Here is a 13,650-nt window from a genome sequence, read left to right on the forward strand (position 1 = left end):
GATTAACGCTCCGTGGTTTTGCGGATCTCTTTTTCGTCCATCCACTCGGCCAGCCCGCTTTCGACGTCGATCAGTTGCAGGCTGAATTTGTAGAAGACGTCCTTGTAGTCGCTGCTGCGCTTGACGATCGAGCTGATCGAGCCTTCGATGCGGTACTTGGCGGCGATCATGTTGCCGGTCTTGGCCACGGTGCTTTTCTTGTACAGACCGCTCTGGTTTTGCAGCTTGAGCTGGTCAACCTGGCTCTGCATGGCATTGTTGTCGCTGGCGAAGCGCGCGACTCCGGTCTTCATCAGCTGGGTCTTGATGCTGGTGGTGATCTCGCGGGTGTCGATGTACTCGCTGGTCTTGTTCTTCACGTCGTAGACCTGAACCACCGGACGGCCCTGCAGGATGCCGGACTGGGCCAGCGAGCGGGTCATCGACTCGGCGATCATTTGCAGGTCGGTCGAACCGAATTCGTTGGTCACGGTTTCAACCGCTTTGGTGTCACCGTAGCTGATGTTCTTGCTGCCCAGGGTCGGCGAAGTGTTGGCGCAACCGGAGGCGAGCAGGGCGATGACGGCGATGCAGGAAAAGCGTGCAAACATGAGAAAGCTCTCTCAATCAGAAATAGGGTGGCGGGCTTAAGGCGTCTTGATTTCCAGACGGAAATCCACGGCTTTCGGGGTTGGGGCGATGGCCTGAATGAAGCTGGTCTGGGCGCCGTACATCATCTGGCTTTTCCAGACTTCTTCTTCGGCAACCGGAAAACCTTCTGCGCCAAGCCAGGCAAAGCGGTAGTAGAAGATCTTGTTGCTGTTGAGGGTGTTGCTCAGCTGCACATTGACGGTCATGAAGCCGTTTTCGCGAGCCACGCGCATGGCGCCGACGACGATGTGTTTCTGCGGGCCCATGGCCACGACCTTGCTCGCGGCGCTGCCCGGCTCAGGCGGTGGCGGGGTGGCGCAGCCTGCCAGCAAGGCGAGGGCGGCGACGGCGATGATCTTCAAGCGCATTGCAAAGACTCCGTTCTTAAGGTTGTTTGAGGCTGGCGACGTTGGTCGCGGCAGCGCTCGGCATTACGTGAGCGGCGATGCCGCCAGCGAATACCTGGTTGCCCACGGCACGCAGGCTGACCACTTGATAACGCTGATCGACGGTGACCTTGACCACCGAGCCGCCCACGGCGCTCGGCAGGGTAACCTGATGCTCACCTTTTTTCAGGCGCAGACGCACCACTTGGGTGTTGTCCGGCAAGGTGCGCCATGTACGGGTATCGGCGCCTTCGAGCACCGCTGAAGAAATACCCACGGCGAGGCCGGCCAGCGGGTTGGTTTCGTTGATCTGCTTCTGCGCCACGCCTTTGGTGATTGCGCGTACGGTGGTGCGCACGATGATCCCCGGCATGTCATCGCGCAGGGCGCGGCGGGACATGGCGGTGGTGCTGTTGAGTGCGGTCAGGTCGACCTGCTTGCCGTCGACGCCGATCTGCGCAAACGGCGCGGTGGAGGTGTCCGGTTTGATGATCGGGAACGACAGCGGAGTGATCACCACGTTGTTGGAAATCGGCAGCGGCAGCGGTACGCGAATCGAGTCGCGCGCAGGCGCCAGACCGCTTTGCACGACGATGAGAATGTCGCTGTCGTCGGACTTTGAAGGCTTGTCGAGATTGACCAGCGCCTGTTCGAGCAGCGGCGTGTTCGGGCGCAATTCGGCAGCCTTGCGATAACCCGGCGCGGCCAGATCTTTCTCGCCCAGAGCTTCGTAAACGAAACCGGCCAGGTAATGGCTGAACGCACTCTGGTAGCTGTTTTTCAGGCCGACCACTTCCGGCGCGTCGAGGCTGGCCACCGGATAACCCTGCAGATCCTTGTACTGGGTCTTGATGCCTTCTTTCTCGGCCTGTTCTTCGCTCTTGAGGTATTCCTTGTCGCGCAGGTCGGCGATCACCGCTTCGCGCTCGTGAGTCTTTTTGATCGCCGTGCGGGCACCATCGAAATCGTTGACCGCCAACAGGTTCAGGGCCATCTGCGTGGTCAGCATGACTTTCTCGTAGTCATAGCCTTCGTAGCGACGCACCTTATCGTTGACGATGAAGCTGCCGAACTGCGCCAGGTACTTGGCCGAGTCGAGCTTGACCGTGTCTTCCCACTGACCGACCACCTGATCGGCGCTGCCCCAGGCGTTCTGGCTGCCCGACAGATCGCCCTTGGCGCGCAGCAGTTCGCCTTTCTCGAAGTAATAGAGCAGGTCTTTGTCGGTGCCGGTGTTGTTCTTTTCCAGCAGGGTCAGCGCAGCGTCGACGTTGCCGGAAGCCAATTGCTGGTTGGTCTGGGCCAGTTCGGAATCGTAGTTGCGAAACGCTGCGCAGCCGGACAACAGCGTGACGGCGCTGAGCGCGAGCAGCATGGGAGCGCGGATTGCCATGGGTACTTCTTCCCTGAGTAACAAGACTTGCAGCCGCGTGTGCTGGTCGGGCTGGTGTGACCTATCGACGGCGGCGCTGGCCTCCTGCCAATTCCTCATGCGTGAGGAGCTTTCATGCCGGCTCGCTGGGCGAGGGCGCGGCATTATAAGCGTGGGGTGATGGCGATGTAATGTCTTTTTAGTGGCTTAATAAATGGCCGTGCCATCACCTCGTCATGTTGTTCACTACGGCTTTGGCAACTGTCTCGTCATGCCGAAAAGCGCTGCCATTGGCGAAAACCCGATCGCCGAGGGCGCGCAGGATGATGACCTGGCGGTTCTGATCAATCCGGATCTTCAGCGGCGCGGCGTTGTTGACGTGGGGCAGGGTGATCGCGTGTTCACCTTTCTTCAGGCGCAGGCGCACCACCTGAGTCAGGTTGGGCAGTGTCCGCCAGGTACGCGTGTCGGCCTGTTCGAAACCATCCCAGTGCGTTACGTACGAGGCTTTGCTCGGGTCGCGTCGGTTGTCGGTGGCCTGCACATCCGCTGCCAGAAAGGCTCGGTAAGTCGTGCGCTGGATAATGCCGGGCATGTCATCGCGCAGCGTACGCAAGGACATGTCGGTGATGCTGTTGACCGCGATAAGTCTGTTCTGCCGGCCATCGATGCCAATCTGATTGAACGACGGTGTCGAAGTGTCGGGCACCATCACCGGAAACGAAATGTTGGCGACAATGACCTGACCGTCAGCCAGCTTCACCGGGTACGGCACACGCAGCGAACTGCGCGCGGGTGCAAGGCCGCTTTGCACGATGATCAGCACATCGCTGTCGTCACCCTTGAGGCCGGGACTGTCGAGGTCGCGCAAGGCTTGCTGGAAGAACGGCAGGTCCGGACGCAGCTCGATGGCCTGACGATAGCCGGGCGCGGCGAGGTTCTTTTCTCCGAGTGCTTCATAGGTGAACCCGGCGAGATAGTGACTGAACGCGCTCTGGTAACCGTTCTTCAAGGCAATCACCGCCGGCGCGTCCAGCATCACCACCGGATAGCCCTGCAGATCCTTGTAGTGCACGCGCACGCCCTGCTTTTTCGCGGCCTCTTCAACGCGCTCATATTCAAGCTCGCGCTGTCGGGCGATCAGGGCTTCGCGCTCATGGGTTTTCCTGATGTCGGCGCGGGCACCGTCGAAATTATTCACCGCCAGTTGGTTGAGGGCCATCTGCGTGGTCAGCATGACCTTTTCATAGTCATAGCCATCGTAGCGGCGCAGCTTGTCATTGATGATGCTGCCCCAGTGATTACCCATGGCGGCCAACAGCTTGTCACCGGTGGTTTCAATGGTGTCCTGGCGCTCGATCACCATTTGTTCGGCACTGCGCCATGCCGCCTGGCTCTGTGGCAGTTCACCGCCTGCACTCAACACCGCGCCTTTCTCGAAGAAATAGAGCAAATCCTTCTGCTCGTCCGGGTTATGCGCCTCAATCAGCCCCAGGGAGCCGGCGACATTGCCTTGCTTCAATTGCTCGGTGGTCTGTTCCAGTTCCAGATCGTAATTGCGATAAGCCGCGCAACCGGCCAGTTGCGTAAGGGCGGTCAGCAGCAGAGGAAGCAGCAGGGAATGGCGCATTGGGAACAGATCTTCCTTGAGTAAGGCGGGAGCTTTTTCGTTATCGGCGCCGATGGTGGCACAGTGCTTCAACGTTATAAATCATTACCCTCCGGTGGCAACAAAGCTTGAGAGAAACGTCTGCGAAGTGAACAATATGTAACTTCGCATTTCCATTTGAGATTCGTTCATGACTGCCTCGTCCCGATTGCTGGCCTGGCTGCTGTTCCCGTTATTGTCCCTGAGCAGCCTGCCGCTGCTGGCCGATACCGTGGAAGGCGCGCCGCAAGCGTTGCACCTGCTCGATTACATCAGTGCCGACTACCCGCCGACGGTCGCGGCAGGCAAAGTCATCGACGATGGCGAATACCGCGAACAGCTGGAATTCACCCAGGTTCTGCAAGGCTTGATCACTGCATTGCCAGCCAAAGCGGAAAAAGCCGCGCTGGAGCAGGGCGTGAAGTCTTTGCACGCCGCGATCAGCGCGAAGCAGGACGGTGCCGATGTCGCCCGTCAGGCCCGGCAACTGGGAGCGAAACTGGCGGTGGCGTATGAAGTCAGCCAAGCGCCGATCATTACGCCTGACCCGACACGCGGTGCGCCGTTGTATGCGCAAAATTGCTCGGTGTGCCACGGCGACACTGGCGCTGGCGACGGCCCGGCCGGCGTCGGCCTGACCCCTGCGCCAGCCAACCTGCGGGACGCAGCGCGCATGGATCACCTGAGTCTGTACGCGATCTACAGCACCCTCGGCCAAGGCGTCGAAGGCACCGACATGCCGGCGTTTGCCGATCAGCTCGATGATCGTCAGCGCTGGGATCTGGCCACCTACATCGCCGGCTTCAGTGCCGATGCGGCAGCGGCCAAGTCCGACAAGGTCTACAACATCGCCGACCTGGCCCGCCAGACCCCGGCCGAAGTGCAGGCGGCTGAGGGCGCAGAGGTTGCCGCGACTTTCCGTGCCCAACGCGCGCAACCGCCGCAGGTCAAGCGCGGCCCGGCGCAGTTGCTCGATTACACCGCCGCCACCCTGGACAAGAGCCTCGCGGCCTACCGCGCCGGTGAGCATGATCAGGCCTATGACCTGTCGGTAGCGGCGTACCTGGAGGGCTTCGAACTGGTGGAAAGCTCGCTGGACAACGTCGATGCCAACGTGCGCAAGGACACCGAAAAATCGCTGATGGCGTACCGGCAGTCGCTGCAGGACGGTCTGCCGGTCGAACAGGCCGAGCAGCGTCTGGACGCAGCCAAGGCCAAGCTCAAGGAATCCGCCGGCCTGCTGGGCAGCGATGGCTTGAGCTGGTCGCTGAGCTACATCTCCGGCCTGCTGATTCTGCTGCGCGAAGGCCTGGAAGCAATTCTGGTACTGGCGGCGATCCTCGCCTTCCTGCGCAACACCGGCCAGCAATCGGCGGTGCGCAGCGTCAACGTTGGTTGGGGGCTGGCATTGCTGGCGGGCCTGGGTACCTGGGCGCTGGCGGCGTATGTCATCGATGTCAGCGGTTCGCAGCGTGAGTTGCTGGAGGGCGCCACGGCGCTGTTTGCCAGCGTCATGGTGCTGTGGCTCGGCGTGTGGATGCATGACCGCCGTCACGCGGCGGCCTGGCAGGATTACATCAAGAGCAGCCTGGTCGGCGGCGGTGGACGTTTCGGCTTCGCGATCCTCGCGTTTTTCTCGGTGTATCGCGAGCTGTTCGAGGTGATCCTGTTCTACGAAACCCTGTGGTTGCAGGCCGGGCCTGCCGGGCACAACGCCGTGCTGGCCGGCGGCGCGACCGCTCTGGTTTTGCTGGTCGGCCTGGCGTGGGTGATTCTGCGCGGTTCGGCGAAACTGCCGCTGACCTTGTTCTTCAGCATCAACGCCGCGCTGCTGTGCGCGTTGTCGGTGGTCTTCGCCGGGCATGGTGTGAAGGCCTTGCAGGAAGCCGGGATCTTCGGCACACGGCCGGTGGCGTTTTTTGAATTCGACTGGCTGGGGATCCATGCCGATGCCTATTCGCTGATCGCGCAGGCGGTGGCGATAGTGGCAATTGTGGTGTTGTATGGGCGTAGCTGGGTGGCGGAGAAGCGCCGGGTTTCGGCTGCATAAAGGCATTCGCTGCGCTCATATTCGCGAGCAGGCTCGCTCCCACAGGTTCGGTATGTATCCTGTGGGAGCGAGCCTGCTCGCGAATTTTTTGGAGGCAAGAACATGCGTGTATGGATCGATGCCGACGCCTGTCCACGGGCGGCGAAGGATCTGGTGGTGAAGTTCGCCCTCAAGCGCCAGTTCGAGGTGGTGCTGGTGGCCGGGCAGCCGCAGATCAAGCCGGGGCTGGCCATCGTCAAACTGATCGTGGTTCCGAGCGGGCCGGATGCGGCGGATGATTATCTGGTCGAGCACGCGGTGCCGGGCGAGCTGGTGATCTGCAGCGATATTCCATTGGCCGATCGGCTGGTGAAGAAGGGCGTGGCGGCGCTGGATCCGCGCGGCAAGGAGTTCGACGCGCAGAACATGGGTGAGCGTCTGGCGGTGCGGAATCTGTTTACCGATCTCAGGGAGCAGGGCCAGATGAGCGGCGGACCGGCACCATTTGGCGAGCGTGAGAAGCAGGCGTTTGCCAATGCTTTGGACCGGATTCTGACTCGGCTCATCCGCAAGCCCTGAAAAGATCGCAGCCTGCGGCAGCTCCTACAGGGACGGTGTATGCCGCAATATCACGGCGCGACACGAAACCTGTAGGAGCTGCCGAAGGCTGCGATCTTTTGATTCAAGCGTCGTTTTCGTGGGTCAGTTCGAGCACACGGTCGACCAGTTTGTTGATCCCCGAAGCTGCTTCACTGATGGTCTGCGCCAGCATGTACGCCGGGGTGGTCACCAGTTTGCGGGCCTTGTCTTCGACGATTTCGGTGACGGCGCACTCTTCGTGGGTGGCGCCCATCTTGTTCATCGCCGCAGCGGTGTCGGCGTCGTTACCGATGGTGCAGGTCACGCCAGGGCCGTAGATTTTTGCCGCCAGCGCCGGGGAGATGCAGATCAGCCCGACTGGTTTGCCCGCTTCCGCAAACGCCTCGGCCAGGGCCAGCACCTCAGGTTGCACGGTGCAACCGGCGCCTTCTATGGCGAAGTTCGACAGGTTCTTCGCCGCGCCAAAACCGCCGGGCACGATCAGCGCGTCGAAGTCTTCGACGTCGGCGTCGCGCAGATCCTTGACGTTGCCCCGGGCAATCCGCGCCGATTCCACCAGCACATTGCGCGATTCCGGCATTTCTTCGCCGGTCAGGTGGTTGATCACATGCAATTGCGCAATGTTCGGCGCAAAGCACTGTACCTGAGCGCCGCGCTGGTCGAGGCGCAACAGGGTGATGACACTTTCCTGGATTTCGGCGCCGTCGTACACGCCACTGCCGGACAGGATCACTGCAACTTTTTTGCTCATGGGCTTCTCTCCAGATTCATGGCGCTCAATGTCCCTTAAATCGTCGTGCGTTGCCATAGGGGCATGGGCGACGCACGCGGGGGCAGAGCGCTCTCTCAATGGATCGCAACGGCGGCGGGGTGTTCATTATTTGCCTGGACTGCGCTTGGCAGCCGCCTGCGAATGGCTTATTCGGCTGGCGTTTTCGGCCCGGCAGGCGGGGTCGCTTCGGCCTGGCGCAGTTGCTCGGCCTCGGCAGCTTTGGCGATCTGCTCATCCTGATAGATCTTCTTCGCCAGCTGCGCATTCTTGAAGCGGCGGCGCAGCCACAGGCCCAAGCCGAGGATCAGCAACGCACCGAGCACCCACAGCTCATATTTCTTGATGCTGCCAAGCATGCCTTCCAGCACTGCGCCGAAGTGGTAAGCCGCTGCAGCCAGCGCGCTGGCCCAGATCGCCGCGCCGATGCCGTTGAGCAGCAAGTAGCGTCCCGGCGGATAGCCGGACAGACCGATCGCCACTGGCATCACCGTGCGCAGACCATAGACGAAACGGAAGCTCAGAACCCAGATGTCCGGATGCCTGCGGATGTGCTCCAGCGCGCGGTCGCCCATCATCTGCCAGCGCGGTTTGCGCGCGAGCAATTTGCGCCCGTGCTTGCGTCCCAGGAAGTACCACAGCTGATCGCCGGCATAACTGCCGAAGAACGCCACGACCACCACCAGGTTGATGTCCATGTATCCACGGAACGCGAGGAAGCCTGCGAGCACCAGGATGGTTTCGCCTTCGAAGAACGTGCCGAGAAACAAGGCAAAGTAGCCAAAGTCGTGCAGAAATTGTTGGAGCATTGTCTGGGTGCTGGCGAAATGAACGCGCAGCCTAACCCTTCGGACACATTCATGAAAGTGTCCAAATGTGTCTCGACGTGAACAATTCCTACACCGAGAATGGAAAGCGGCTACCTGTCACAGGTCTCACACAACTGTCATCTGTTGGTCATAATGGCCGTCTATAACTGTCACGCTCGCCCGTTTGCCCGGGCTCAGGAGTCTGCCGTGAGCTTTACCCCCGCCAATCGTCTGTTTCCCGCCACCCGCCTGCGTCGCAATCGTCGTGATGATTTTTCCCGGCGGCTGGTGCGTGAAAACGTGCTGACGGTCGATGACCTGATCCTGCCGGTATTTGTGCTCGACGGTGAGAATCGCCGCGAAGCCGTGGCCTCGATGCCGGGTGTCGAGCGACTGACGATCGATCTGCTGCTGGAAGAAGCGGCGAAGTGGGTCGAGCTGGGGATTCCAGCGCTGGCGCTGTTCCCGGTTACCCCGCCCGAACTGAAATCCCTGGATGCCGCCGAAGCGTGGAATCCCGAAGGTATCGCCCAGCGCGCCACTCGCGCCCTGCGCGAGCGTTTCCCTGAACTGGGGGTGATCACCGACGTGGCGCTGGACCCGTTCACCACCCACGGTCAGGACGGCATTCTCGACGAACACGGCTACGTGCAGAACGACATAACCGTCGATGCGCTGGTACGTCAGGCGCTGTCCCACGCCGAGGCCGGCGCGCAGGTGGTGGCGCCGTCGGACATGATGGACGGGCGCATCCAGGCCATTCGTGAAGCGCTGGAAATCGCCGGTCACGTCAACGTGCGCATCATGGCCTACTCGGCCAAATACGCCAGCACCTACTACGGCCCGTTCCGCGATGCGGTGGGTTCGGCGTCGAACCTCGGCAAAGCGAACAAGGCTTCTTATCAGATGGACCCGGCCAACAGCGACGAAGCGCTGCATGAGGTCGGAGCGGACTTGTCTGAAGGCGCGGACATGGTCATGGTCAAGCCGGGCATGCCCTACCTGGACATTCTTTTTCGGGTCAAAGATGCCTTCAAGGTGCCGACCTTCGTCTATCAGGTCAGTGGCGAATACGCCATGCACATGGCCGCTATCCAGAATGGCTGGTTGAGCGAAGCGGTGATCCTCGAGTCACTGACCGCCTTTAAACGTGCCGGTGCAGATGGCATCCTGACTTACTTTGCCGTTCGTGCCGCTCAATTGTTACGAGAGCAGAAATAGCCCTCCCAGGAACATTCCATGAATACCGAAGGACTCACTGAAGTTGCCGTAAAAGAAGCTCAGCCGGTGGTCGAGCAGATCACCGAAACCCCGCCGGAACTGGAGCCTGCGCCACCCGCGCCGGTTGCCGAAACCGCTGCGGCGGTGCCGGCGATCGCCATTCCCGGCCTGGATGACAGCAGCCTGTACATCCACCGCGAGCTTTCGCAATTGCAGTTCAACATCCGCGTGCTGGAACAGGCGCTGGACGAGTCCTACCCGTTGCTGGAGCGGCTGAAGTTCCTGCTGATCTTCTCCAGCAACCTCGACGAATTCTTCGAGATCCGCGTCGCCGGGCTGAAGAAGCAGATCACCTTCGCCCGCGAACAGGCCGGCGCTGACGGCTTGCAGCCGCATCAGGCGCTGGCGCGGATCAGCGAGCTGGTCCACGGTCACGTCGACCGCCAGTACGCGATCCTTAACGACATCCTGTTGCCCGAGCTGGAAAAGCATCAGGTGCGCTTCATCCGTCGGCGCAACTGGACGACCAAGCTCAAGACCTGGGTGCGCCGCTATTTCCGCGACGAGATTGCGCCGATCATCACCCCGATCGGCCTCGACCCGACGCACCCGTTCCCGTTGCTGGTGAACAAGAGCCTGAACTTCATCGTCGAGCTCGAAGGCATCGACGCCTTCGGGCGCGACTCCGGTCTGGCGATCATCCCCGCGCCGCGCCTGCTGCCGCGGATCATCAAGGTGCCGGAAGAAGTCGGCGGCGCCGGCGACAACTATGTGTTCCTGTCGTCGATGATTCACGCCCACGCCGATGACCTGTTCCAGGGCATGAAGGTCAAGGGCTGCTACCAGTTCCGTCTGACCCGCAACGCCGACCTGGCCCTCGATTCCGAAGACGTCGAAGACCTGGCCCGCGCCCTGCGTGGCGAGTTGTTCTCGCGGCGCTACGGTGACGCGGTGCGTCTGGAAGTCGCCGACACTTGCCCGAAACACCTCTCGGACTACCTGCTCAAGCAGTTCAACCTGAGCGAGACCGAGTTGTATCAGGTCAATGGCCCGGTCAACCTGACGCGCCTGTTCAGCATCACCGGTCTGGACAGCCATCCGGAGCTGCAATACACGCCGTTCACCCCGCAGATCCCGAAACTGCTGCAGAACAGCGAAAACATCTTCAGCGTGGTCAGCAAGCAGGACATCCTCTTGCTGCACCCGTTCGAGTCGTTCACGCCGGTGGTCGACCTGCTGCGTCAGGCGGCGAAAGACCCGCACGTTCTCGCCGTACGGCAAACGCTGTATCGCTCCGGCGCCAATTCCGAGATCGTCGATGCGCTGGTCGACGCTGCGCGTAACGGCAAGGAGGTCACCGCGGTCATCGAGCTGCGTGCGCGCTTCGACGAAGAGTCCAACCTGCAACTGGCCAGCCGTCTGCAAGCGGCCGGTGCGGTGGTGATCTACGGTGTGGTCGGCTTCAAGACCCACGCCAAGATGATGCTCATCCTGCGCCGCGAGGCTGGCGAAATCGTCCGCTACGCGCACCTCGGCACCGGCAACTATCACGCCGGTAACGCCAAGCTCTATACCGACTACAGCCTGCTGACCTCCGACGATGCCTTGTGCGAAGACGTCGGCAAACTGTTCAGCCAGTTGATCGGCATGGGCAAGACGCTGCGCATGAAAAAGCTGCTGCATGCGCCGTTTACCCTGAAGAAGGGCATGCTCGACATGATTGCCCGCGAAACCCAGTTCGCCCTCGAAGGCAAACCGGCGCACATCATCGCCAAGTTCAACTCGCTGACCGATCCGAAGATCATCCGCGCGCTGTACAAGGCCAGCCAGTCCGGCGTGCGCATCGATCTGGTGGTGCGCGGCATGTGCTGCCTGCGTCCGGGCATCGCCGGAGTCTCGCACAACATTCACGTGCGCTCGATCATTGGCCGCTTCCTCGAACACACGCGGGTGTTCTACTTCCTCAATGGTGGTGACGAGCAGATGTTCCTCTCCAGCGCCGACTGGATGGAGCGCAACCTCGACAAGCGCGTCGAGACCTGCTTCCCGGTGGAAGGCAAGAAGCTGCTGACCCGAGTCAAGAAAGAGTTGGAGCTGTACCTGACCGACAACACCCACAGCTGGAGCCTGCAGTCGGACGGCCGCTACATTCGCAATACGCCCACCGGCAACCAGAACCCGCGCAGTGCGCAGGCGACGTTGCTGGAGCGGTTGGGCAGCCCGATCTTGCCTGTTAGCAGCTAAAGCAAAGCCAAGAGCAAAAGCCCCTCACCCTAGCCCTCTCCCGGAGGGAGAGGGGACTGACCGAGGTGTCTTACGCTATACGCCGACCTGAGAAATCGAGTCGAACTCAGGCCTTGAAGCCAATAGAGATCGGCTCCCTCTCCCTCCGGGAGAGGGCTGGGGTGAGGGGAGAGCTTCACCTCCGCTCTCAAGCCGAACCCAATAAAAAAGGCGATCCCAACGGATCGCCTTTTTTGTGCCTGACACATCAACCTGTAGGAGCTGTCGAGTGCAACGAGGCTGCGATCTGTTGATCTTGATCTTGAAAAAATCAAAAGATCGCAGCCTTCGGCGGCTCCTACAGGGCAGATCAGTGCACCGTGAGAACAATCCCCACGCGCGTCAGCCAATCGGCCTCAAGGCCGAAATCCGCCTGGGTCAGCTGATTTTCATCCAGCCAGTTCTCCGGGAATTGCACATCGAGATGGTCACCATCGGCGTGCAGCACCACCTGCGGCATCGCCTGGGTTCCGCGGATGTGATGGAACAGAATCGCAAAACGCAGCAGCACGCACAGGCGAATCAGCTTGATGCCGTCATCGCCGAACTCGGCAAACTTGTCCTTGGGAATGTTGCGCCGGTGGCCGCGCACCAGTAGCGCGAGCATCTGCTGATCCTCGCGGGAGAAGCCGGCAAGGTCCGAGTGCTCGATCAGGTAGGCACCGTGCTTGTGGTAGTGATAGTGAGCGATGTCGAGGCCGACTTCGTGCACTTTCGCCGCCCAGCCCAGCAGTTCGCGCCAGATACCATCGTCCAGCTCCCAGTCCACCGCGACCTGATCGAACGCGTGCAGCGCTTTGCGCTCGACTCGCGCCGCCTGTTCCAGGTCGACGTGATAGCGCTCCATCAGCGAGGTCAGGGTGCGTTCGCGCACGTCTTCGTGATGATGGCGGCCGAGCAGGTCATACAGCACGCCTTCACGCAGCGCGCCTTCGCAATGATCCATGCGTTGCAGTTCGAGGGCGTCGAAGATTGCTTCGAGAATGGCCAGGCCCGCCGGGAAGATTGCCCGGCGGTCAGGCTTGATGCCTTCGAAATCGATCTTGTCGGCGTCGCCAAGCTTGAACAGTTTGCGCTTGAGCCATGCCAGGCCTTCGGCGTTGACCTCGCCGCTGCCATGGCCGCCGGCCTTCAGCGCCAGACCTATGGCGCGAATCGTACCGGAGGAGCCGATGGCTTCATCCCAGGTCAGGCGATGCAGGGCGTGCTCGATGCTCATGATTTCCAGCCGCGCCGCCGTATACGCCTGGGCGTAGCGGGCCGGGGTGATCTTGCCGTCCTTGAAGTAGCGCTGGGTGAAACTCACGCAGCCCATTTGCAGGCTTTCGCGCAGCAGCGGCTCGAAGCGCTGGCCGATGATGAATTCGGTACTGCCGCCGCCGATGTCGGCGACCAAACGTTTGCCCGGGGTATCAGCGAGCGTGTGCGACACGCCGAGATAGATCAGGCGCGCTTCTTCACGGCCGGAGATGACTTCTACTGTGTGGCCGAGAATTTCCTCGGCGCGGCGGATGAATTCGCCACGGTTGCGTGCTTCACGCAGGGCGTTGGTGCCGACGATGCGCACGGCGCCGAGCGGCATACCGTTGATCAGCTGGGCAAAGCGCTTGAGGCAATCGAGGCCGCGCTGCATCGATTCTTCGTTGAGCTGGCGTGCGTCGTCGATGCCGGCAGCCAGTTGCACCTTCTCGCCGAGGCGCTCGAGGATGCGGATTTCGCCGTTCCGGGCCTTGGCCACGACCATGTGAAAGCTGTTGGAGCCCAGGTCGATTGCGGCGATCAGGGACAGATTCTTGGCTTGGGATTGCGGCATGGTCAGGGGGTCTCGGTCGATAACCCCGACATCGTGCCACGATCAAACGCTGACGCCAACGCGCACGGCTCAAACCGTTGATTCAGCGCA

General features: G+C 61.2%; 11 protein-coding genes. 4 read left to right on the plus strand and 7 right to left on the minus strand.

Translation table 11 applies throughout. The features are described from left to right. Positions 1–2: 2 nt before the first annotated feature. From lpoB to AC0Z4S_RS08080, 4 genes are all read right to left on the minus strand, one after another. Complete coding sequence (gene lpoB / locus AC0Z4S_RS08065) at positions 3–590, minus strand: penicillin-binding protein activator LpoB (RefSeq protein ID WP_039757415.1); 588 nt, start codon at positions 588–590, stop codon at positions 3–5. 36 nt (positions 591–626) lie between these two features. Beyond that, a complete protein-coding gene (locus AC0Z4S_RS08070; RefSeq protein WP_016772611.1) occupies positions 627–998 on the minus strand; it encodes a YcfL family putative periplasmic lipoprotein in 372 nt (123 codons plus the stop codon). A 16-nt stretch (positions 999–1,014) separates the two neighbouring features. Continuing rightward, on the minus strand, positions 1,015–2,409 hold the full coding sequence (locus AC0Z4S_RS08075; protein ID WP_485622624.1) for a COG3014 family protein: 1,395 nt from the start codon (positions 2,407–2,409) through the stop codon (positions 1,015–1,017). 205 nt (positions 2,410–2,614) lie between these two features. Continuing rightward, positions 2,615–4,018 (minus strand): COG3014 family protein, encoded by a 1,404-nt coding sequence (locus AC0Z4S_RS08080; RefSeq protein WP_485622625.1) that lies wholly within the window; start codon positions 4,016–4,018, stop codon positions 2,615–2,617. A 169-nt stretch (positions 4,019–4,187) separates the two neighbouring features. Here AC0Z4S_RS08080 and AC0Z4S_RS08085 point away from each other — a divergent pair, with 169 nt between their 5' ends. Further along, the gene (locus AC0Z4S_RS08085) at positions 4,188–6,086 is read left to right on the plus strand and encodes an FTR1 family protein (protein ID WP_485622626.1); all 1,899 of its coding nucleotides are present in this window, start codon (positions 4,188–4,190) and stop codon (positions 6,084–6,086) included. A 102-nt stretch (positions 6,087–6,188) separates the two neighbouring features. Next, positions 6,189–6,644, plus strand: coding sequence for a YaiI/YqxD family protein (locus AC0Z4S_RS08090; RefSeq protein ID WP_064364673.1), 456 nt, complete (start codon positions 6,189–6,191; stop codon positions 6,642–6,644). 103 nt (positions 6,645–6,747) lie between these two features. Here the strand turns inward: AC0Z4S_RS08090 and elbB are convergent, their stop codons facing one another. Both elbB and AC0Z4S_RS08100 read right to left on the minus strand, forming a co-directional pair. Beyond that, positions 6,748–7,416 carry an isoprenoid biosynthesis glyoxalase ElbB gene (gene elbB / locus AC0Z4S_RS08095; protein ID WP_253497053.1) on the minus strand — a complete coding sequence of 223 codons (669 nt, stop codon included), beginning with the start codon at positions 7,414–7,416 and terminating at the stop codon, positions 6,748–6,750. A 167-nt stretch (positions 7,417–7,583) separates the two neighbouring features. Continuing rightward, a complete protein-coding gene (locus tag AC0Z4S_RS08100) occupies positions 7,584–8,243 on the minus strand; it encodes a DedA family protein (RefSeq protein ID WP_253497049.1) in 660 nt (219 codons plus the stop codon). A 207-nt stretch (positions 8,244–8,450) separates the two neighbouring features. On the opposite strand from AC0Z4S_RS08100, the gene hemB reads away from it, so the two are divergent. Beyond that, entirely contained in the window at positions 8,451–9,464 is a 1,014-nt protein-coding gene (hemB, locus tag AC0Z4S_RS08105) for a porphobilinogen synthase (protein ID WP_485622627.1), read from the plus strand. Positions 9,465–9,482: 18 nt separating this feature from the next. After that, a complete protein-coding gene (gene ppk1, locus AC0Z4S_RS08110) occupies positions 9,483–11,708 on the plus strand; it encodes a polyphosphate kinase 1 (RefSeq protein WP_101161521.1) in 2,226 nt (741 codons plus the stop codon). Positions 11,709–12,057: 349 nt separating this feature from the next. Here the strand turns inward: ppk1 and ppx are convergent, their stop codons facing one another. Continuing rightward, positions 12,058–13,560 (minus strand): exopolyphosphatase, encoded by a 1,503-nt coding sequence (ppx, locus tag AC0Z4S_RS08115; RefSeq protein ID WP_485622628.1) that lies wholly within the window; start codon positions 13,558–13,560, stop codon positions 12,058–12,060. Between the last annotated feature and the right edge of the window lie 90 nt (positions 13,561–13,650).

This window comes from Pseudomonas sp. 1L-B-1-E-C1, assembly GCF_057291835.1.